We start from the raw sequence: 19,366 nt of genomic DNA on the forward strand, positions 1-19,366 counted from the left end.
CGCAGGGGGTGGTGGGGTTCATGGCAGCAGCCAGTCGACGGGCCGCTGACCGGCCAGCCGGACGGTACCGGTGGCCAGGGTCATGGACGTCAGCCGGTACGGCGGTCCGTCGGCGGACGACCAGCGGTAGCCGCTCTCGGTGGCGGCGGAGGCGTCCAGCCGGACGGTCACCGCGACCGGACGGCCGTCCGCGGTGAACTGCTCGCCGAGCGCGCTGTCCCCGAGGAACGCACCGATGCGCTGCGCGGACTGCGGGGAGCGGTCCACCGACGCCACATGGCCGCGCAGCACCCCGTACTCCTGGCTCGGCACGGTCTGCACGGTGAGGTCGACGGGCGCGTCGGCGGGGATGGCGGCGGCGCTGTCGGCGGGCACGTACACCGTGGCGTACAGCGGGCCGTCCGCGCGGGCCGTCCTCTCGACGGCGGCCACGTCGGCGCCGGTGGTGATGATCTGGCCGACGGTCGCGGCCAGCGTGGTGAGCCGCCCGGCGGCGACCGCCCGGACCTCGCGCTCACCGTCGGCGGTGCGGACGGTGAGGACGGGGGACCCGGCGGGAAGCTGCTCGCCCTCCTTGGCGAGGACGGCGGTCACCTGCCCGGCCACGGGGCTCTGGAGGACGTAACTGCCGCCGCCGTGGGTGAGGATCGCGGGCGCGCTGACGGTGGAGGTGACCGTGCCGGTCAGCGCCCACACGGACGCGGCGGCCAGCGCGGCCACCGTCACGGCGAGTGCCGCCCGGCCCTGGGGACGGGCGAGCCGGACCGGGAGGTCGAGTTCCTCGGGGGACCGGAGCTTGGTGAGGGCCTGCTGACGGAACTTCATGGGGGGACGTCCATGGCCGCAGGGCCCCGGAGCCGGGCTACGGCTCCGGGACCCGACGGCACAACGGGCCGGATCAGAGACCGGCGACCAGGTTGGTGACCGGGGTGGTGCTCAGACCGGTGACACCCTCGACCGTGCCGACGACCGTGTCGACCGCACCGGACAGCGGGGCGATGCCGTCCACCGCGCCGGTGACGGTGCTGACGGCGTTGACCGAGAGGCCGCCGGAGACCTGGTCCAGCTCGGCGTCGGAGATCTCGGCGGTCTCGACCTGGGGGGTGGAGGTCATGGGGGAACTTCCCTTCGCATGGTGCGTACGGATATTTCACATGGGGGGAGAGCGGCCTCCTCTGGGGACAGACGGAGGGCCGCCACCGCGAGGGGCCCGGCGCCCTTTCCGGAGCACCTTCCGGCCCCCGCGATGCGATGGATCAAAGCACGCCCCGCGTCCGCCCAGCCACTCAACCACCGCCCCCACCAGGCGACTTGAGGCCAGCGGGTGACCGGCCCTGCACGGGCGCGCACCACATGGTGGCGACTTCTTCACACCGGCCGACGCATATCCGCGGCGCCACCGTCACCGGCGCGGCGGCGAATCCGGAATGCCGGAATCAGTGGGTGGGGAGGGGGGCTCACGCATGTGCAGAACCGCGGAATCCGGTGCCCTCGATGAGTATCGGATGTGCAGATTCACCGAATGGAGGATTCGGGCGGGGGAATTCGGCGGTGCGTGCGCGGACGCCTGCGGAACGTGTCGGCGGGGTGGGTCTGCCCGGAGGGTCCGGAACGGGTCGGCCGAGTGGACCCATCCGGAACGCGCCGCCGCGAGAAGGGGCGGTCAGCCGAGCAGCGCGTACACCGTGCTCGCGCGGGCCGCCAGTTCCCCCGACCCCGCCTCCGTCAGGGTGATGTCGGCGAACGCCGTACGGCGGCCCAGCTTGGTCACCACCGCCTCGATCAGCACATCCGCGCCCACCACCGCCCGCTGGAACGACGTCGACTGCTGCACGGTCGTCATCGGCCCGTAGCCGCCCCGCGCCGCCGCCACCGCGATCACCGTGGCGGTGTCGGCGGCGGCCATCAGGGCCTGCCCGGACAGCGCACCGCCCTCCCGCGCCAGCCGCCCGGACCACGGCAGCCGCAGCACGGCCCGGTCCCCGTCCACCGCCTCCACGGTCAGGCCGAGTTCACGGACCCAGGGGGCCAGGTTGTCGGCGAGGATGCGGTCGGCCTGCTCGGGCGTCAGCGTCATGCGCGGATCGTTCCCGCCGCGCGACGGGATTGAACGCCCCGCCCGCCCCGCGCGTACCAGTGGCCAGTCAGGCGCCCCCAACCGCCCCCGCACGGAGGCGGAGCCCGTCCCCAGGAGGTCGAGTAGGTTGAGTCACCAGCGAATCCCGAAGCGCAAGGCCGCCATAGCGGTGGGCGGTGTCGCCGCGCTGGGGGCGGCGGCCGTTCTCCTGCCGAACGCCAACGCGTCCCAGGACGGCGCGTCGCAGCCGGCCGCGCCCCGCACGCTCAAGGCGGGCGACGCCTCGGACCTCGCCTCCCGGCTCGCCGGCTCGCTGGGGGACGCCTTCGCCGGCTCCTACTACGACGCCGACAACCAGCAGCTCGTCGTCAATGTCGTGGGCGACGACAACCAGCTCGTCGTCCGGGCCGAGAGCGCCGGGGCCGCCGTACGGCAGGTCGACAACAGCACCGCCGAACTCACCTCGGCCGCGCGGACCCTGACCAGCGAGGCGACCATCCCCGGCACCTCCTGGGCCGTCGACCCGCGCACCAACAAGATCCTGGTCACCGCCGACTCCACCGTCACCGGCGGCGACTGGGACACCCTGGAGTCGGCCGTGCGGCGACTCGGCGACGGCATGGCCACCCTGAAGAAGTCGTCCGGCACCTTCAAGACGTTCCTCTCCGGCGGCGACGCCATCTTCGGCGGCGGGTCCCGCTGTTCGGCCGGTTTCAATGTCACCGCGGGCGACGGCGCCCCCGCCTTCCTCACCGCCGGGCACTGCGGCGTCGCCGTCGAGCAGTGGTCCGACGCCCAGGGCGGCGCCCCCATCGGCACCGTCGACCAGGCCGTCTTCCCCGGCGCCGGTGACTTCGCCCTGGTCCGCTACGACGACCCGGCCACGGTCGCCCCCAGCGAGGTGAACCTCGGTGACCAGACCGTGCCGATCAGCGCCGCCGCCGAGGCGACGGTCGGCCAGCAGGTCTTCCGGATGGGCTCCACCACCGGGCTCTCCGACGGCCAGGTCCTCGGCCTCGACGCCACCGTCAACTATCCGGAGGGCACGGTCACCGGGCTCATCCAGACCGATGTGTGCGCCGAGCCCGGCGACAGCGGCGGCTCCCTGTTCACCCAGGACGGCCTGGCCCTCGGCCTCACCTCCGGCGGCAGCGGCGACTGCACCATCGGCGGCGAGACCTTCTTCCAGCCGGTGACCACGGCCCTGGCGGCGGTGGGCGCGACGCTGGGCGCGGGGGACGGCGGCGACTCCGGGACCGGCGGGGATGTTCCGGGCGCCGGTGACGACGGTTCCGGGACCGGCGGCGACGCCCCCGGCCTCGGCGGCGACGCCCCCGGCTACGGCGCCGGGCAACAGCAGCAGGGCGGGCGTCAGTCCGACGGCTCCGCCCTGACCAGGACCCACTGACCGCACCCCCCGCCCGCGGTCGGTGGCGGTGAGTCGGCCCGGCCCCCACGAGAGGGCCGGGCCGCTCGCGCGAGGACCGCGACGACCGTCCCCCGTCAGCCCGCCAGCCCGCGCGAGGACCGCGACGACCGTCCCCCGCCAGCCCGCCAGCCCGCCAGCTCGCGCGAGGACCGCGACGACCGTCCCCCGCCAGCTCGCCAGCCCGCGCGAGGACTGCGACGACCGTCCCCCGTCAGCCCGCCAGCCCGCCAGCCCGCCAGCCCGCCAGCCCGCGCGAGGACCGCGACCACTGTCCCCCGCCAGCCCGCCCGTCAGCCCGTGGCGCGCAGTACCAGCAGGGCCACGTCGTCCGGCCGTTCCCCCTGCGCCGAGCCCCGCCGCATCAGCTCCTCCGCCAGTTCGTCCGGCGGCAGATGGCCCGCCCGGCAGAGCCGCTCGCTCAGCTCGGCGAGGGCGTCCTCGATGTCGATGCCGGGGGACTCGATCAGCCCGTCGGTGTAGAGCACCAGCACCGAACCCGGCGTCAGTTCGACCTCCGTCGTCGGATAGGCCGCCGCCCCGTCGATGCCGAGCAGGGGACCGCCCGCCAGATCCAGCACCCGCACCTGGCCGTCCGGCCGTCGCAGCAGCGGCGGCGGATGACCGGCCCGCGCCATCACGGCCCGGCCGCGCGCCGGGTCCAGCCGCAGATACAGACAGCTCGCGAAGAGATCCGAACCCAGCTCGATCAGCAGCCGGTTGGTGCTGCGCATCACCTCGTGCGGCGGCTGCCCGACGGTCGTGTAGGCGCGGACGGCGGTCCGGATCTGCCCCATCAGCCCGGCCGCGGTCACATTGTGTCCCTGGACGTCACCGATCACCGCGGCGGCGGCGGCCGTGCCGGTGGCCGGGACGAGGTCGTAGAAGTCGCCGCCGATGTCCATGCCGCGGGTGCCCGGCAGATAGCGGGCCGCCGCGTCGACGCCGGGCAGCGGCGGCAGCGAGCTGGGCAGCAGCGCGGCCTGGAGACCGTGCGCGAGCTGGTGCTTGGCGTCGTAGAGCAGGGCCCGCTCCAGGGCGAGCGCGATCAGTCCGCCGAGGCTGCTCAGCACGGCCCGCTCGTCGGTGGAGAACGCGTGCCGCGCGGCGTAGGCCAGCACACAGGTGCCGACCTGGCGGCCGGAGGCGATCAGCGGGAGATAGGCCCAGGCCGAGAAGCCGTCCGGGGTGGTGTGCCGCGCCGGGTACAGCCGCTCCAGTTCCTCCCGGGACGCGAAGAACGCCGGGACCGCGCTGGTCAGGGCCTGGACGCCCGGGGTCGGTTCGGACATCGGGGTGCCGTCGAAGCGCTCGACGGCATGGGTGTCCGGGTAGCCGCGGTGGCCCAGGACATGCAGCCGCCCGCCGCGCGAGGTGAGCAGGGCGACGCCCTGACCGCCCACGGCCGGCGCCACCTCGTCCGCGACGAGCTGGACGATGTCCTTGACGCTGGCCGCCCGGGTCAGCGCGCTCGCCAGGCTGAGCACCGTCGAGATGGTCACCAGCCGGGACTGGGTCCCGTCCCCGCCGCCCGGCCCGGAGCGTACCGTCTCGGCCACCGCGCGGGCCCGGCTGATCCGGACGCTCAGCCCGCTGCGGCCCGGGTAGAGCCGGAACGACAGCCAGTCGCCGGGTGGGCGCAGCGCCACGAACGAGGTGATGCGCTGGCTGATCAGCGCCGCCCGGTAGCGGTCCTCGTACACCGGGTCGTTGAGCCAGGGCACCGCCGCCCACAGCTGGGTGCCCAGCAGGGCGCTCACCGGGACCCCGATCAGCTCGGCCGCCGCAGGGTTGGCGAACCCGATCCGGCCGTGCAGATCCAGCGAGCACAGCCCGTACGGCAGCCGCCCCGCCATCCGTACCGCCTCGACCGGCCCCGGGGTCCCGGCCCCGTCGCCGGGCGGCCGGGCACCCGGCAGATCCGGCTCCCGGGGCAGCGGGCGGCTCTCGTGCGCCAGCTGTTCCAGGCGCTGCGCGAGCGCCCGGCAGGCCGTCGTCAGCCGCTCCCGCTCCCGGTCGGCCAGTTCCTGGGGGTGCGAGCCGGGCCAGGTCACGAAGACCGCCCCGTACACCGCGGTGTCCGTGGCCAGCGGCAGCGCGGCCACCGCGAAGGGGTACGGCAGCACCACCGCGACCCGGGGATAGCGGCTCGCCATCTCCTCCTCGCCGCCCACCCACACCAGCCGCCGTTCCCGCGCCGCGTCGGCGACCGGGATCGGGGCGCTGAGCCCCACCCGCTCCCAGGGCGCCGCGAAGGTCCGCGGCAGCCCCGCCATCACCGCGATCTCCAGCACCGGCTCGTCGTGCGCGAGCAGATACACCGCGCCGGAGTGCGCGTGCACGCCCTCCATCATCTCGATCAGGGCGAGGGACAGCAGCGGTCGTCCGGCCGGGCCCCTCGGCCGCCCGGAGGGCTGCCCGTCGGACATGCCGACCACCTCCTCGACCGGCCTCGGGACGGCCTTCAGGCAACACACTCTCTCCCGGCCCGGCGCCGGGCGCACGGCGAGCGGTGGGGGACGCGGACGAGCGCGGTCCCACCCGGCCGGGAGCAGGCCGTCATACCTAGTTTTTGGCGTGCTTTTATCCTATTCTCACCAATTCTTGGCGAGAGTCGATGGTTGCGATGGGTTGCGATGAGTTCCTATGAATTCTGATGGATTCCGGTGGGTCCGTCGGCCGACCGCACCGGCTGCTGCACGGGGGCTGCGCCACCGTCGCATACGCGCTGTAATGACGGACGTGGTCGAAGAGGGCGCTACGGGACGTGGGACGCGGGTCGCGCGTGCCGGGGCGGCCCTCCAGGCGCTCGCCGCCGAGCCGGACTCCGCCGAGCGGCGCCACCGGGTCCTGGAGCAGGTCCTCGCCTTCACCCCCGCCGCCTTCGCGGCCGTCTACACCCCCTCCGGCGACACCGGACACCTGCGCCTGACCGACTCCGCCGGAGCCCCGCGCAGCCTCTACGGACTGCCGGACAGCTACGCCGCCGACCGGCCCCCCGTGCCCGGCTCCGCCGCGCACCGCCTCGCCGTGCTCCCCGCCCGCGACGGCGACCGGCTGCTCGCCGTCACCGAGGCCCCGGGCGGCTTCGGCGCCGAGGACCGGGCCTGTCTGGAGCTGATCGCCGACGCCGTCACCCCCGCCGTGCCCGAGCGCCCGCCCGCCCCGGCGGAGCTGCCGCCCGGCGGTTTCGTGCTCGCCACGGACACCGGCCGTATCGACGCGGGCCGGGAACTGCTCGACCTCTTCGGGCTCGGCCCGCAGGACTTCGACGGCCGGGTCGAGACCCTGCTCGGCCTGACCGTCCCCGAGGACGTGCCGTCCCTGATGTCCGTGGTCGAGGCCGGCCACCGGCCCGTCGGCGAACGCGAACTCGACTTCCGGGTGCTCCGCCCCGCCGGGCCACCGCGCTGGCTGCGGCTGCGCGGCCGTCCGCTGCCCGCCGCCGAGGGCCGCGGCGCCCGGCTCGTCGGCACCGTCACCGACGCCACCAGCGGACGCTCCGACGCCACCGACGTGGCCCGCGTCCAGCGTCTCGCCGCCGCGCTGGCCGCCGCCGGAACCGTCCGGGACGTCAGCCACGCCGTCGTCGCCGCGCTGCGCGGGCCGCTGCGCGCCGACCGGATCGCCCTGGCCGAACTGGAGGGGGACCGGCTCGTCGTCACCGTCCTCGACCCGCCCGAGCCCGAGTCCTGGCCCGAGCTGTGGCGGCTGGAGTGGCGCACCGAGTGGCCCGAGGCCCCGGTCCGGGCGATGCCCACCCTCGCCGCCGCGCTGCGCGAGGGCCGCGCCCGGATATGGCCCGCCGGAGCGGCCCTGGAACCGGCCCTCGCCGAGGTCGGCCCCGGCGGTCTCGCCGTACTGCCGCTGCCCGCCGGGACCAGGATGGCCGGGGCCTGTCTGATCGGCTGGGACGACCCGCACGACTTCGGCCCCGACGAACGCGCCCTGCTCACCGCCTCCGCCGGACTCGCCGGACAGGCCCTGATGCGCGCCCACGCCTTCGACGCCGAGCATGAACTCGTCGGCATGCTCCAGCGCCAGCTGCTGCCCCGCCGCCTGCCCCGCCTCCCCGGCGCCACCGCCGTCGCCCGCTATCTGCCCGCCACGGCCGGTCTGGAACTGGGCGGCGACTGGTACGACGTGATCCCGCTCCCCGACCACCATGTCGCCCTGGTCATCGGCGACGTCCAGGGGCACAGCGCCGCCGCCGCGACCCTGATGGGGCAGATGCGGACCGCGCTGCGCGCCTACGCCGCCGAGGGCCACCCCCCGGACGTGGTGGTCTCCCACGCCAACCGGCTGCTGCTGGAGATGGAGACCGACCTCTTCGCCACCTGCGCCTATGTCGATGTCGACACCGAGGAGGGCTCCGCCTGGTGCGTCCGCGCCGGACACCTCCCGCCGGTGCTGCGCCACCCCGACGGGACCACCGAGATCGCCGGGGCGGAGGGCGGGCCGCCGCTCGGGGTGCTCGCCGGGGCCGAGTTCCCGATGACCGAGCTGCGGCTGCGCCCCGGCACCCTGATCGCCCTGGTCACCGACGGTCTGGTGGAGGTCGCCGGGCACGACATCGACGAGGGCATGGACCGCCTCGCCCGGGATCTGTCCGGCGCCGACCCCGCCCACCTCGGCCTGGTCGCCGACACCCTGCTGGTCGGCGCCCACCGGGGCGACGACATCGCCCTGCTGCTGATGCGCTACGACGGCCTCGCGGTGCGCCCGAGACGGGAGAGCTGGACGGTGTGGCGGGTCCCGGAGGCGGTCCGCCACGCCCGCCGCTTCACCCGCCGCACCCTGCGCGCCTGGGGCGTCACCGACCCCTGCGACTCCGCGCTGCTCGTGGTGTCGGAACTGGTCACCAACGCGCTGGTGCACACCGGCGGACAGGTCCGCCTGGATCTCACCCTGGTCGGCGCCCGGCTGCGGGTCGCGGTCGCCGACTCCTCCCCGCGCAGCCCCGTCAAACCCACCAGCATCGGCTGGGAGGCCACCGGCGGACGCGGACTGCTCCTGGTGGAGGCCCTCTCGGGCACCTGGGGCACGGTCCCCGTCAGCGGCGGCAAACAGGTCTGGAGCGAACTCCCCATCGACGTGCCGTGATCACTCAACTACTCGGCGTCAGAAGTCGTCCGCGCCGGCGCACGCCCCAACCGTCCCGCGCGGCGCGCGTTTTCCCCAGATGACGCCTCGGGAAACAGCAGTCGGAATGGAGTGATACGGAACCACAACGGAGCACCTCCATTCCGGCCGTTCCTTGGCTATGGTGTGCCAGATGAAGGCACTTGTGCTGGCCGGCGGCGCCGCAACACGCCTCCGGACGATCATCCACACCCCGGCCGGGCACCGCGTCCCGGCCGCCCACCGGACCGTGCCGCTCCACGGCCCGCAGTCACCCGCCGGAGCCGGGATCACCGGGGCGGGTGCCGTCGAGCGGCGGATCGAGGGCGACACGGACGCGGTCCCCGGGGCCGGGACCGGCGGCGGGGCGGACGCGGCCCCCGGGACCATAGGCCGGGTCGTGGCCGACGACCACAGCACGGTGCGGATCCTCCCCTGACCCCGCGGTTCCCGTACCCGTATCCGTACCCGTATCCGTACCCGTACCCGACGCACCACCTGCAATCCCCCACCGCGCCCGGTCCGAGCCGGTCGCGCCCCCCGCAGTCCCAGACATGACCAAGGTGCAGATCCCTACATGAACCTCCTCGTCACCGGCGCCGCCGGGTTCATCGGCTCCACGTATGTCCGCGGGCTGCTGGCCAGGCCCGGCGGACCGCGGGTCACGGTGCTCGACCGGCTCACCTACGCCGGCACCCGGGACAACCTGCCGGAGAGCCACCCCCGGCTGGAGTTCGTCCACGGCGACATCTGCGACCCGGCCGCCGTCGACCGGGCGATGGCCCGCGCCCGGCAGGTGGTCCACTTCGCCGCGGAGTCCCACGCGGACCGGTCGGCGGACGGCGGCAGCGAGTTCGTCCGCACCAATGTGCTGGGCACCCAGACACTGCTGGACGCCGCCGTGCGGCACGGCGTCGAGACCTTCGTCCAGGTCTCCACCGACGAGGTGTACGGATCGATCAAGACCGGGTCCTGGCCCGAGGAGCACCCGCTGCGGCCCAGCTCCCCCTACTCCGCCTCCAAGGCCTCCTCCGACCTGCTCGCCCTGGCCTACCACCACTCCCACGGCATGGACGTACGGGTCACCCGCTGCTCCCACAACTACGGACCCCACCAGTTCCCGGAGAAGGTGATCCCGCTGTTCATCACCAACCTCCTGGAGGGCAAGAAGGTCCCGCTGTACGGCGACGGACTCACCGTCCACGACTGGCTGCACGTCGAGGACCACTGCCACGGCATCGAACTGGTCCGCACCAAGGGCCGCCCCGGCGAGATCTACAACATCGGCGGCGGTACCGAACTGACCAACAAGGAACTCACCTCCGTCATCCTCGACGTCTGCGGCGTCGGCTGGGACATGGTGGAGTTCGTCAGCGACCGCAAGGGCCACGATCTGCGCCACAGCGTGAACTGGACCAAGGCCCGCGCCGAACTCGGCTACTTCCCGCTGCACGACTTCGAGTCCGGCATCGCCACCACCGTCGCCTGGTACCGCACCCACCGCGCCTGGTGGCGCGCGCTCAAGCAGCGTGTGGTGCCCACATGACTCAGATGAGCCAGATGAGCCAGATGAGCCAGATGCGGCAGATGAGCTACCTGAGCCACCTCAGCCACATGAGCCCGGCCCGCCCGCACCGGCCGTCACCCGAGAACCACCCCCGGTATGAAGCACTGCCCCTGATCCGCGAGGAGTCACCTGCGTGAAACGCCATGAGTTCCTGCGCGGCCTGCACAAGGCCGCCGCCAACCGCAACTACCTGGAGATCGGCGTCAACGACGGCCGCAGCCTCACCCTGTCCCGGGTGCCGAGCATCGCGATCGACCCGGCGTTCAAGGTGGTCAGCGAGATCCGGTGCGATGTCCATCTGGTGAAGGCGACCAGCGACGACTTCTTCGCCCGCGACAACCCCCTCGCCCACCTCAAGGGCGGCCGGCACCCGCTGCGCAATCTCGCCCGGGGCCGCAGCCCGATCGGCCACTGGCGGCGCACCACGCTCGATCTGTCGTTCATCGACGGCATGCACCTCTTCGAGTATGCGCTGCGTGACTTCATCAACATCGAGAAGCACTCCGACTGGGCGAGCGTCATCGTCTTCGACGACATGCTGCCGCGCAGCATCGACGAGGCCGCCCGCGACCGGCACACCAGCGCCTGGACCGGCGATGTCTACAAGCTGGTGGAGATCCTCAACCGGCACCGCCCCGACCTGGTGACCGTCCTGGTCGACACCGAACCCACCGGCCAACTCGTGGTGTTCGGCGCCGACCCCGGCAACACCACGCTCAGCGACACGTACGACGAGATCATGGCCGAGTTCGACGTCCCGGACCCGCAGAAGGTGCCGGAGGCCATTCTGGACCGGGTCCACGCGGTCCGCCCCGAGGATCTGCTCTCGGCTGGCTTCTGGGGCCCGCTGGCCCGCGCCCGCAACATCGGCGCAGGCCGCACCCGAGGCTGGCCGGCCCTGCGCCGCGCCCTGGAGGGCTACGCGGTCAACCGCTGACCTGGCGCCGCTCGCGGTAGGGGGGAGGGGCGGCGGCCCGGAAGGGGGTTCCTTTCCGGGCCGCCGCGCTTGGTCTGTGACCGGGATCGGGGTGGCTGGTCTGTTGCCGGGATCGGGCGGCTGGTCCGTCATCAGGACCAGGGCGGCTGGTCCGTTACCGGGATCGGGGTGGCTGGTCTGTCACTGGGACCAGGGTGGCTGGTTCGTCACCAGGAGCAGGGTGGCGGGTTCGTCACCGGGATCGGGGCGGCTGCCGTCGTCCGTCCGTTCGTCGCCCGTCCGTTTGTCGTCCGCCCGTCCCTCGTCGCCGCCGCCCCGCGCTGATCACCAACGGCGGCGCTCGTCACCGTCCGCTGCCGCGCAGCACCCGACCGATCCGCCGTGCCAGCCGGGCCAGCGGCCCCGGTCGGCTCGCCCGCACCACCTCGACACCGCCGCCCGCGCCCGCCCGCAGCCGCACCGGGAGCGCGTGGAACCGCGGCTCGTCCGCCTTGGGCACCAGATTCAGCGACGGCCGCCACTCCCGGCCCCCCAGGGACTCCACCGGCAGCTCCGCCTCCAGCAGCGCACCCGGCGTCCGCGGGGCGAGCGTGCCCGGCACGTCCAGGGTCGCGTCCGAGCCCACCGCCGTCAGCCGCAGCATCACATCGGTGCGGGCCGGCACATACAGCGGCAGCCCCGCCTCCAGCCGCCGTCCCGCGCAGGACGGCACCGACCGGTCCAGCGCGAGCCCCTTGCGGGCCCGGTCGACATCCAGCGAGAGATTGCCGTGCGGCTGCGTCCAGTACGGCAGCACCACACGTCCGGCGACCACCCCGGCCGGGGGCAGCGTCCGGTGCGCGGACCGGGCCGGGCCGATCCGGCGGCTCTTGGTCCAGCCGCCCAGCTTCAGCCGGGCGTCCAGGTCCCACAGCCCGCCGGGCGGCGGGGCGCCGTCCACGCCGGTGGCGCCGTCGAGGGAGGCCGTGCCGCGCAGGACCAGCCGCACCCGCGAGCCGTCGCCGACCGGCACCCGCTCATGGGTGAACTCCACCGGCTGGAAGTGGACGGCGGAGCTGGCCCGTTCGCGCAGCAGCACCTCCAGGGTCGCCCGGTCGAAGCGGGCGGTGGTGTCCGCGCCGACCCAGTCGATCGCCGCCGCCACATCGAGGGGCGGCTCGGCGGACAGCTCCGCCGGGGCGTCGGCCGGGAACGTCAGCGGCTCGCCGTGCACGGTGAACTCCGCGCTCAGTCCCACCCGCAGCGTCCCGTCCGCCCAGCTCACCTCCTCCGGCACCGCCTTGAGCGCCACCCCCGACTCCCACTCGGCGAACGCCTTCACCTCGTCGTAGCGGCCCGCCGCCGCCAGCGCGGCCACCACCCGCTGGGTCGGCTGGAGCCCCTCGTACACGCCCGGCCCGAACCGCTCGCCCACCACCCGGTGGATCTGCGCGAACAGATCCCGCCGGAAGTCCTCCGGCGCCGACAGGAAGCGCTGCCCGCGCAGCCGCTCCACCATCTCGTTGCGCAGCCAGCGCCGGTACAGCCGGTCGCGCACCGCGCCCGGCTCGGTGTACCGCTCCACCACGTCCAGCGCCTCGCACAGATTCCCGAAGTACCCGGCGGGGTCGAACCGCTGGAACCCGGCGTTGGAGGAGTCGTCGCGGCGGACGTGGTAGTAGCAGACATAGTCACTGAGCACCGAGACATTGGCCGCGCGCAGAAACGCCTCGGCGACGAAGACATGGTCCTCCAGCCGTCGGCGGCCCTCCGGGAAGCGCAGCCCGCTCCGCTCCAGGAACTCCCGGCGGACCATCTTGTGCGGGGTGAGACTGTCGATCAGCGGGGCGTTCTCCACGGACGCGCGGGGCCGGTTGACCCGGAACAGCTCGACCGGTACCCCGCGTCCCTTGCCCGCCATCTTGCCGATCACCACATCGGCGCCATGGGCCACCCCGTAGTCGTACATCCGCTCCAGGGCCTCGTCGCCGAGGTAGTCGTCGTTGTCGACGAACATGACGAACTCGCCCCGCGCGGCGGCGATCCCGACGTTGCGGGGCTTGCCGGACCAGCCGGAGTTCTCCTGGTGGATGACCCGCACCCGGTCGTGCTCGGCGGCCACCGCGTCCAGCTTCGCCGGGGTGGCGTCCGTGGAGCCGTCGTCGACGAAGATGACCTCGTAGGCGTCATGGGGCAGGGACTGCCGCAGCAGCGAGTCGACGCAGTCGTCGATGTAGTGCCCGGGGTTGTACACCGGAACAATGACACTGACCTTCACCGGCAACGTCAGGCCCCCCTCAGGGTTCTTTCGCCGTTCACGCAAGAGAAATTCGAATGGTGCCCGATGCTATCCCGGTGCGCTGTGCGGGGGCCGTGGGTGGGTGTCGGGGGTGGGTACCGGGGGTGGGTGCCGGGGGTGGGTCGGAGCCGGGCCGGAGCCGGATCGGGGGTGGTCAGGGGCGGTCCGGGGCGGTCCGGGGCGGTCAAGGATGGGTCTTGGCGAGCAGCTCCAGCACCTCACCGGTGGTGCCGGTCTCACCGAGCCTCGGGAAGATCCGCCGGACACTGTTGTCGTGCGCCTCGGCCACCCGGTCGCCCATCGCGTCCACGGCCAGGGTGACGTGGTAGCCGTGCTCATGGGCGGCGCGCGCGGTCGACTCCACCCCGATGCTGGTGGAGATACCGGTCAGCACGATCTGGGTGACGCCCCGGCGGCGCAGCTGCACATCGAGATCGGTGCCGTGGAAGGCACCCCAGTTGTGCTTGGTGACGACGATGTCCCCCGGGTGGCCGCCCAGTTCGGGCACGATCCGGTCCCAGCCCTCGGGCCGCGCACCGCCCGCCCCGCCCGCCTCGGTACGGCCGGGCACGGCGTCCGCGAAGTCCGGCGCGAAGGACACCCGGACCAGCACCACCGGCAGCCCGCGCGCCCGAAACGCCCCGGCGAGCGCGGCGGACCGCGCCACCACCTCGGCCGCAGGCGACGGCTGGACGGGCATGGCCACCACCCCGGCCTGGAGATCGACCACCACGAGGGCGGTACGGGGGTCGAGAGTCGTCAGAGTCATGGTCAGACCTTTCGGGGAGGGCGGGAGGACATGGGGGTGAGCGAACCGAGCGAGTGTTCGGCGGCGGTGGTGCACGGCAGAAGCAGCACCGAGCCCAGCAGCATCGGGGCGATCAGCCGGCGGTCGAAGGCCACAGGGGCGATGAGGGAGGGGGTGCGTGCGGGCCGCCTCCGCCGATGAGGGGACGGACGAGGGGACAGGCGGGGGACGGACGGGGACAGAGGCGGGAGCACGGACGGGCGGACATTGGGATCATGGCCGGGTCAGCCGGTCCAGCACGGTCAGTGCCTCCAGCACCGCGAGGCGCTCCGCCTCGGTGCACCGGTCCTGGAAGGCCCGCGCAAGCCACTCCTTGCGGGCCTCGCGGTTCCCCTCGACCCGGTCGTGCCCGGCGTCCGTGAGTGTCACCAACTGGCGGCGCCCGTCGTCCGGGTCGGGCCGCCGCCGGATCAGCCCGTGCGCCTCCAGCGCGCCGAGGGTGGCCGCCATCGACTGCGGCCGTACGCCCTCCAGCGCGGCCAGCGCGCTCGCCGTCGCGGCGCCGTGCTTGCCGATCACCACCAGCGCGGACTCCTGGGACGGGCTCAGATCCTCGCCCCCGGAGATCTCCCGGCTCCGGCGCCGCAGCCGGTTCAGCACGAGCCGCAGCTTACGGGCGGCACGTGCGGCGGAGTCGGAGAGGGGGGCCGGGGAGGGGGGAGGGGATTGGGGTGGGGATCCGGGTGGGGGTGCGGCTAGGGCCATGTCCGTCAGGGTAATTCAACAGCCGGGACTGCGCAGTTGCACCTGAACAGTTTTACCTGGCGATACCAGCAGCTCTGACACCGTGGCGCAAGCCTCATGCGGTGCACGCCCGGGGAAGATCCTGCTGGATGTGACACGTGCGGTCGCGCTCGGCGCAGACTGTCTCGCAGACACCCGCCAGGAACCGTAGGCGCCGCCACAACGATCGTCTCTCTGCGGCGGGACTCACGCTTTCCCACCGGACGTCGCGTGATGGTTCGGCGCAGCCGGACGGAACAGGTCGTGCGCGGGCCCCTGGTGCGGTCCTTCTCCGGCGGCGTCGTCCAGGCGGCGTGGACGCCATGGCGGCGGCGGAGTCGGCGGTTCGCGGCATGCCGATGGAGCATGGAACGACAAATGACAAACGACAACGGCGTAACTGGGCAGCGAGCGGGCCTCGATGTGGACGGCCGTCCGCCGGGCCCCGCGACTGGCCGTGGCGCTCGCGGGCCGGGACCCGGACGCGAGTGAGGAGAAGGGCCGGATCGCGCGGGCGGAGTACTTGAGGCTGCTCGCGCTGGGGCTGACCCCGTCGCGGGCCGAGCTGGTTCTCGGTCGCACCGGGTTCGGCGGACTGCGTGGTGGTGACCCGGTGTTCGAAGGTGCCCGCGACGCCGTCAGCGCGGTCTCGGAAGCGTTCGCATGCACCGGGCACGTTCCGGCTCCGGCTCACCCCGGCACGGATCCTCCGCTTCCTGGAGGCGCTGAGCGAGCCCGGCGCGACGGTGGTCGGAGCGGCGGCAGGGGTGAGCGGCCGTCGTTCGACGAATCCGCGCCGAGACCGAGCCCCTTGAGGCTGCCCGGTCCGGCCCGGCTCGCAGCAGTCCCGTCGGCGGCAGGACCCGTCCATCCCGCTCGGGGTCGCGGGCGGCTGGATCATCCAGCGAGTGGCATTCCTTGGTGCGCCGGGCCCGTCATGATCGAGTTCCGGGGGTTCAACACTGGGAGTGTGGTGTGAAGGACTGGCGGACCGATCCGGCGTTCGCGATGTGCCGGGAAGTGGCGGCGGGGGCGGACCCGGACTTGTTCTCGGGCGGCCCGTTCGACGTGCGGGCGGTGGTGGCCGGTGTCCTGTCCGAACCCCGGCAGGACCTGGACCTCGATGCCGTCCCATGGGGCAACTTCCCTCACGGGCACGACGCCCGGAAGGCCGTTCACCTCCTGCGCACCGGCGGCGAACCCGGCGTGGACGCGACGGGTGTGCTGTGGGACCTGTGCGCCCATGACAGCCGCGCCGCTGCCGCCCTGGCCGTGCCGTTCCTCATCCCCCTGGCCACCGACGCCCACCACCCGCACCGCGCCGCCGTCCTCGCCGTGCTCTCCGGCCCCGCCCGTGCCCGGCACCACGGCATCGCCTCTCGCGAGGAACTCCTCCTCCACCGCATCGAGCCCCGGCGCGACGCCCCCGGCGCCCACGACGACTACGGCTACGAGGTGACCGGCTACCCGGCAGGCTGGTCGGTGGCCGCCGCCCGAGCCGCGATCACCACGGACACCTCCGCACTCCTGCCCCTCCTCGGAGACCGAGCCCCCACCATCCGCGTCGATGCCGCCTACGTCATGGCGACCGCCGCCGACCCAGGCCACACCGTCCGGACCGCCTTGGCCAACCGATTCGCCGCCGAAGGTGACGCCATGGTCCGCGCCGCCCTGCTCCTGGCCACCGCCGAGGTCACCCGGGCCCGCCCGCACCCGCCGACCGCCACATGGCTGAGTGAACGGTGGCACGACCGGACGGAGGCCCCCGAAGCCCGCCTGGCGGCGGCGGTCGGCTGGCTCTGCCTCACCGACCAACCCGCACCCGAGGCACTCCGCCGGACCGTCGACGCCCTCGCCGACGACAAGCGCGCACACACCATGGAGACCCTGCCGTGGATGAACGCCGCCTCCGGCACCAACGAACCAGGACTCCTACGCTGTACACGCTGCATGCTCCGCCCGGCAGAACCCGACCCGGAAGCCGCCCTCTGGGACTCCCTGTTCTGAGCAACCGCGCTGCGGCTGTGCATCTGCTGTTCCGCAACCACTCCGCCGCCCGGGTCGCCGCCCGGGTCGCTGCCCCGCGCCAGAGTCTGCCGGACGAGTTCGACCCGGCCTTCACCGATGGGTCCGCCGCCCGCCCTGAGGCACTGTGCGAACACACCCTGACGACCCTCAAGGCGGCGGAGTACGCACCGTCCATGGGAGGCCACCGCGGCCCGAACCTCCCGGGCCGCGTCCACGCCACCTTGCCCCTGTGCCGATGCGCCGACCTTGGCCGTGCCGCAGGTCATCTCCAACCACCTGGACGGCGTCGACTCCCCCTACGACGACGACGCCCGCAGCCCCGTGCACGTCCGCGCGCGGCGCGCCGCGCGGTTGGGCGGTCCGCTGTGGCTCACCGGCCCCGGAGGATCAGCGGGCCGACGAGGGCACTGACCGATCACCTGCGAGACCCGGTCGCGCGGAATGAGGACCAGGTGCTGAGCACATCGCAGCCGAGCAGTCCGAGGTCCGCCGGAGTCATCCCCGCCGCGGCGAACTGCGCGGGACTCGGACCTCCCGTACCACCGAAACCGGTCGCGGTTCTGGCGAAGGGCCAACCTCCGCGCACCACCCCTGCCGCACTGCTCCAGGGGCGGGCTGCACGTCGGAGACTTCAACGGGACCGACGACGACCCCTCTCCGGCAGGGCCAGGACCCCTATGGGGACTGTGACTTGATGTGATGTCAGGGATTCGTGGGATAATCGGCTGCCAGGGTGTGTGAAGTGTGATCGGGGGGCGCAGTGACGCCGGAGGTTGCCGGGGATGGTCCCGGCGGGTGTGCAGCGCATGCCGGGCAGGTCGCGTGAGCCGCGCAGCCGGCTGGACCGGCCGGGCCCCCGCTCCCGGCCGGACGGCCACGACCGTCCTGACGGCGCCCTACCGGGACACCGACGCCGACCAGCTCTCGTTCTCCCTCGACTGCACCGCACGGGACGCGCTCGCGGTGCGTGAACTGGTGGTGGGCGGACTGGATGTCCGGCTCAGGCTCCTCGGCGCGTCGCATCAGGTGTTCGCGGGACCGGTCGCTGAGACCGTCGCGTGTCTGCCCGGCGCGGAGGGAGGTCTGCCGGACACGGCCCGGGACTTCGACGGCTGGGGCTACCGCTTCGCCGCGCGCGTACGGACCTTCGCCACCGGGGAGTTCAGCGCGCGGGTGACGGACATCGTGGAAAGGTGCGCGGCGCATCCGCGTGCGCTCTGCGGTGTCTTCCCGGGCGTCCCGGACGCGGTCACGGCGCTGGTCGCCAACCCGCTGGACCAGGGCGGCCTCGACTGGCACACCTGGCACACCTACCCGCAGAGTCACCGGATCGTGGCGACGCGTTCCCGGCTGGAGGCCCGATGAAATCCGTACGACGCGATGCAGCGCTCCGGCGCGGCACCCTGCCCCGGCGTGCCGCGATGACCGGGCGCGGCCCGGTGACGCTCCTCGTCATGGGCGCCGTCGCCGGCGTGCTCGGGGCGTGTTCGGGCGGCGGTGAGACGCACAACGCCGTGCCCCAGCAGTGGATCGGGGACCAGTACGCGGTGAACCCGAGCCCCATCGGCTACCGGGACGCGGCAGACGGACCCGCCGAGGTCGCCGACGAGATCGACGGCCGGGCGACCGCCGTCGCCCGGAGCAGCGGAGGGCGTACGGTCTACCTCCGGTACCGCGATGACATCGTGGCCGTCGCCCCTCTCGGGTCGGGCAGCCTGATCGAGATCGCCGACTACCGCACCGGCTACCAGCGATGGCAGACCAGTCTTCCGTCCTCGTGGCCGCACCCGGACTCCGACAACTTCCGGGGCGGGGGTCCCGGCTCCGGAAAGTGACCAGGCGGGGCCGCAGCCACCGCAACCCGTACCAGCCGCTGTCACCCTCACCCTCACCCCCCCCGCTCCCGGTCCGAGGCCCTCCCGCCCTTCCTCTCCTCCCCGCCCTCCCCGAAAGGCTTTCCGTGACAGAGATATTTGAGTCGACTGGTGTTGCGCTGCTCTACGGTCTTGTCGGATTCGTCGTGATGGGGGCCGGATTCGTCGCGCTCGACCTCGTCACCCCGGGGAAGCTGTTCCATGTGGTGTGGAGTGAGCGCAACCGGGGCGCCGCCGTTCTCCTCGCCGGTCAGACGGTCGCCATCGGTCTGGTCATCGAGCAGTCCATCCGGGCCAGCGAGTCCGAACAGGGCCTCGGCTACGGCCTGTTGAGCACCCTTCTGTACGGTCTGGCCGGAGTGGTCATCATGACGCTGGGCTCGTGCGTGGTCGGCCTGCTGAGCCCTGGGCGGATGGGCGCCGCGGTCCTTGAGGACAACGGTGACCGTCCCCATCCCGCGGCCTGGGTACAGGCGGCCCTGTATCTCGGCACGGCCTTCATGGTCGGCGCCGCCGTCTCCTGACCC

The 19,366-nt window shown here is 73.4% G+C and carries 19 protein-coding genes; 11 read left to right on the forward strand and 8 right to left on the reverse strand.

Going from position 1 to position 19,366, the window contains the following annotated elements:
- Nucleotides 1-18 precede the first annotated feature (18 nt).
- The 3 genes from ABZX40_RS14800 to ABZX40_RS14810 all read right to left on the reverse strand — a co-directional run bounded on the left by ABZX40_RS14800 (nucleotide 19) and on the right by ABZX40_RS14810 (nucleotide 2,077).
- Complete coding sequence (locus ABZX40_RS14800) at nucleotides 19-825, reverse strand: HlyD family efflux transporter periplasmic adaptor subunit (RefSeq protein ID WP_355738069.1); 807 nt, start codon at nucleotides 823-825, stop codon at nucleotides 19-21.
- Nucleotides 826-898: 73 nt separating this feature from the next.
- Nucleotides 899-1,114: a type A2 lantipeptide gene (locus ABZX40_RS14805; protein ID WP_355738072.1), complete on the reverse strand. Its 216-nt coding sequence runs from the start codon at nucleotides 1,112-1,114 to the stop codon at nucleotides 899-901.
- Nucleotides 1,115-1,663: 549 nt separating this feature from the next.
- Nucleotides 1,664-2,077 carry a PaaI family thioesterase gene (locus tag ABZX40_RS14810; RefSeq protein WP_355738075.1) on the reverse strand — a complete coding sequence of 138 codons (414 nt, stop codon included), beginning with the start codon at nucleotides 2,075-2,077 and terminating at the stop codon, nucleotides 1,664-1,666.
- 127 nt (nucleotides 2,078-2,204) lie between these two features.
- Here ABZX40_RS14810 and ABZX40_RS14815 point away from each other — a divergent pair, with 127 nt between their 5' ends.
- Nucleotides 2,205-3,485 carry a S1 family peptidase gene (locus ABZX40_RS14815; protein ID WP_355738078.1) on the forward strand — a complete coding sequence of 427 codons (1,281 nt, stop codon included), beginning with the start codon at nucleotides 2,205-2,207 and terminating at the stop codon, nucleotides 3,483-3,485.
- Nucleotides 3,486-3,796: 311 nt separating this feature from the next.
- On the opposite strand, the gene ABZX40_RS14820 is transcribed toward ABZX40_RS14815, so the two are convergent.
- On the reverse strand, nucleotides 3,797-5,932 hold the full coding sequence (locus ABZX40_RS14820) for a SpoIIE family protein phosphatase (RefSeq protein ID WP_355738080.1): 2,136 nt from the start codon (nucleotides 5,930-5,932) through the stop codon (nucleotides 3,797-3,799).
- A gap of 304 nt (nucleotides 5,933-6,236) precedes the next feature.
- Here ABZX40_RS14820 and ABZX40_RS14825 point away from each other — a divergent pair, with 304 nt between their 5' ends.
- From ABZX40_RS14825 to ABZX40_RS14845, 5 genes are all read left to right on the forward strand, one after another.
- Nucleotides 6,237-8,606: a SpoIIE family protein phosphatase gene (locus ABZX40_RS14825; RefSeq protein WP_355738083.1), complete on the forward strand. Its 2,370-nt coding sequence runs from the start codon at nucleotides 6,237-6,239 to the stop codon at nucleotides 8,604-8,606.
- A 172-nt stretch (nucleotides 8,607-8,778) separates the two neighbouring features.
- Nucleotides 8,779-9,063, forward strand: coding sequence for a hypothetical protein (locus ABZX40_RS14830; protein ID WP_355738086.1), 285 nt, complete (start codon nucleotides 8,779-8,781; stop codon nucleotides 9,061-9,063).
- Between the two features lie 138 nt (nucleotides 9,064-9,201).
- On the forward strand, nucleotides 9,202-10,170 hold the full coding sequence (rfbB, locus tag ABZX40_RS14835; RefSeq protein ID WP_355738088.1) for a dTDP-glucose 4,6-dehydratase: 969 nt from the start codon (nucleotides 9,202-9,204) through the stop codon (nucleotides 10,168-10,170).
- The gene (locus tag ABZX40_RS14840; RefSeq protein ID WP_355738091.1) at nucleotides 10,167-10,328 is read left to right on the forward strand and encodes a hypothetical protein; all 162 of its coding nucleotides are present in this window, start codon (nucleotides 10,167-10,169) and stop codon (nucleotides 10,326-10,328) included. The genes rfbB and ABZX40_RS14840 overlap by 4 nt, the downstream gene beginning before the upstream one ends.
- A complete protein-coding gene (locus tag ABZX40_RS14845) occupies nucleotides 10,325-11,128 on the forward strand; it encodes a class I SAM-dependent methyltransferase (protein ID WP_355738093.1) in 804 nt (267 codons plus the stop codon). The genes ABZX40_RS14840 and ABZX40_RS14845 overlap by 4 nt, the downstream gene beginning before the upstream one ends.
- A gap of 343 nt (nucleotides 11,129-11,471) precedes the next feature.
- Here ABZX40_RS14845 and ABZX40_RS14850 read toward each other — a convergent pair whose 3' ends face one another.
- From ABZX40_RS14850 to ABZX40_RS14865, 4 genes are all read right to left on the reverse strand, one after another.
- Nucleotides 11,472-13,391, reverse strand: coding sequence for a glycosyltransferase family 2 protein (locus ABZX40_RS14850; protein ID WP_355738096.1), 1,920 nt, complete (start codon nucleotides 13,389-13,391; stop codon nucleotides 11,472-11,474).
- Between the two features lie 199 nt (nucleotides 13,392-13,590).
- Nucleotides 13,591-14,175, reverse strand: coding sequence for a hydrolase (locus ABZX40_RS14855; RefSeq protein WP_355738097.1), 585 nt, complete (start codon nucleotides 14,173-14,175; stop codon nucleotides 13,591-13,593).
- A gap of 2 nt (nucleotides 14,176-14,177) precedes the next feature.
- Nucleotides 14,178-14,309, reverse strand: a complete 132-nt coding sequence (locus ABZX40_RS14860; RefSeq protein WP_355738100.1) for a hypothetical protein — start codon at nucleotides 14,307-14,309, stop codon at nucleotides 14,178-14,180.
- Between the two features lie 118 nt (nucleotides 14,310-14,427).
- Nucleotides 14,428-14,919: a MarR family transcriptional regulator gene (locus ABZX40_RS14865; protein WP_355738102.1), complete on the reverse strand. Its 492-nt coding sequence runs from the start codon at nucleotides 14,917-14,919 to the stop codon at nucleotides 14,428-14,430.
- Between the two features lie 993 nt (nucleotides 14,920-15,912).
- Here ABZX40_RS14865 and ABZX40_RS14870 point away from each other — a divergent pair.
- From ABZX40_RS14870 to ABZX40_RS14890, 5 genes are all read left to right on the forward strand, one after another.
- On the forward strand, nucleotides 15,913-16,944 hold the full coding sequence (locus ABZX40_RS14870) for a hypothetical protein (protein ID WP_355738105.1): 1,032 nt from the start codon (nucleotides 15,913-15,915) through the stop codon (nucleotides 16,942-16,944).
- Between the two features lie 273 nt (nucleotides 16,945-17,217).
- Entirely contained in the window at nucleotides 17,218-17,376 is a 159-nt protein-coding gene (locus ABZX40_RS14875) for a hypothetical protein (RefSeq protein WP_356162543.1), read from the forward strand.
- 411 nt (nucleotides 17,377-17,787) lie between these two features.
- A complete protein-coding gene (locus tag ABZX40_RS14880) occupies nucleotides 17,788-18,330 on the forward strand; it encodes a DUF2617 family protein (protein ID WP_355738110.1) in 543 nt (180 codons plus the stop codon).
- On the forward strand, nucleotides 18,327-18,800 hold the full coding sequence (locus ABZX40_RS14885) for a DUF4247 domain-containing protein (protein ID WP_355738113.1): 474 nt from the start codon (nucleotides 18,327-18,329) through the stop codon (nucleotides 18,798-18,800). Before ABZX40_RS14880 ends, ABZX40_RS14885 begins: the two co-directional genes overlap by 4 nt.
- A 125-nt stretch (nucleotides 18,801-18,925) precedes the next feature.
- Complete coding sequence (locus ABZX40_RS14890; RefSeq protein ID WP_355738115.1) at nucleotides 18,926-19,363, forward strand: DUF350 domain-containing protein; 438 nt, start codon at nucleotides 18,926-18,928, stop codon at nucleotides 19,361-19,363.
- The last annotated feature ends 3 nt before the right edge of the window (nucleotides 19,364-19,366 follow it).

The organism is Streptomyces sp. NPDC004610 (genome assembly GCF_040609715.1).
Classification (GTDB): Bacteria; Actinomycetota; Actinomycetes; order Streptomycetales; family Streptomycetaceae; genus Streptomyces.

Bases quoted from the DNA above. Each gene is read 5' to 3' on its own strand.
- ABZX40_RS14865 (WP_355738102.1), bottom strand. From the start codon at position 14,919: ATGGCCCTAGCCGCACCCCCACCCGGATCCCCACCCCAATCCCCTCCC.
- ABZX40_RS14810 (WP_355738075.1), bottom strand. From the start codon at position 2,077: ATGACGCTGACGCCCGAGCAGGCCGACCGCATCCTCGCCGACAACCTG.
- ABZX40_RS14855 (WP_355738097.1), bottom strand. From the start codon at position 14,175: ATGACTCTGACGACTCTCGACCCCCGTACCGCCCTCGTGGTGGTCGAT.
- ABZX40_RS14885 (WP_355738113.1), top strand. From the start codon at position 18,327: ATGAAATCCGTACGACGCGATGCAGCGCTCCGGCGCGGCACCCTGCCC.
- ABZX40_RS14825 (WP_355738083.1), top strand. From the start codon at position 6,237: ATGACGGACGTGGTCGAAGAGGGCGCTACGGGACGTGGGACGCGGGTC.
- ABZX40_RS14830 (WP_355738086.1), top strand. From the start codon at position 8,779: ATGAAGGCACTTGTGCTGGCCGGCGGCGCCGCAACACGCCTCCGGACG.
- ABZX40_RS14800 (WP_355738069.1), bottom strand. From the start codon at position 825: ATGAAGTTCCGTCAGCAGGCCCTCACCAAGCTCCGGTCCCCCGAGGAA.
- ABZX40_RS14840 (WP_355738091.1), top strand. From the start codon at position 10,167: ATGACTCAGATGAGCCAGATGAGCCAGATGAGCCAGATGCGGCAGATG.
- rfbB (WP_355738088.1), top strand. From the start codon at position 9,202: ATGAACCTCCTCGTCACCGGCGCCGCCGGGTTCATCGGCTCCACGTAT.
- ABZX40_RS14805 (WP_355738072.1), bottom strand. From the start codon at position 1,114: ATGACCTCCACCCCCCAGGTCGAGACCGCCGAGATCTCCGACGCCGAG.
- ABZX40_RS14820 (WP_355738080.1), bottom strand. From the start codon at position 5,932: ATGTCCGACGGGCAGCCCTCCGGGCGGCCGAGGGGCCCGGCCGGACGA.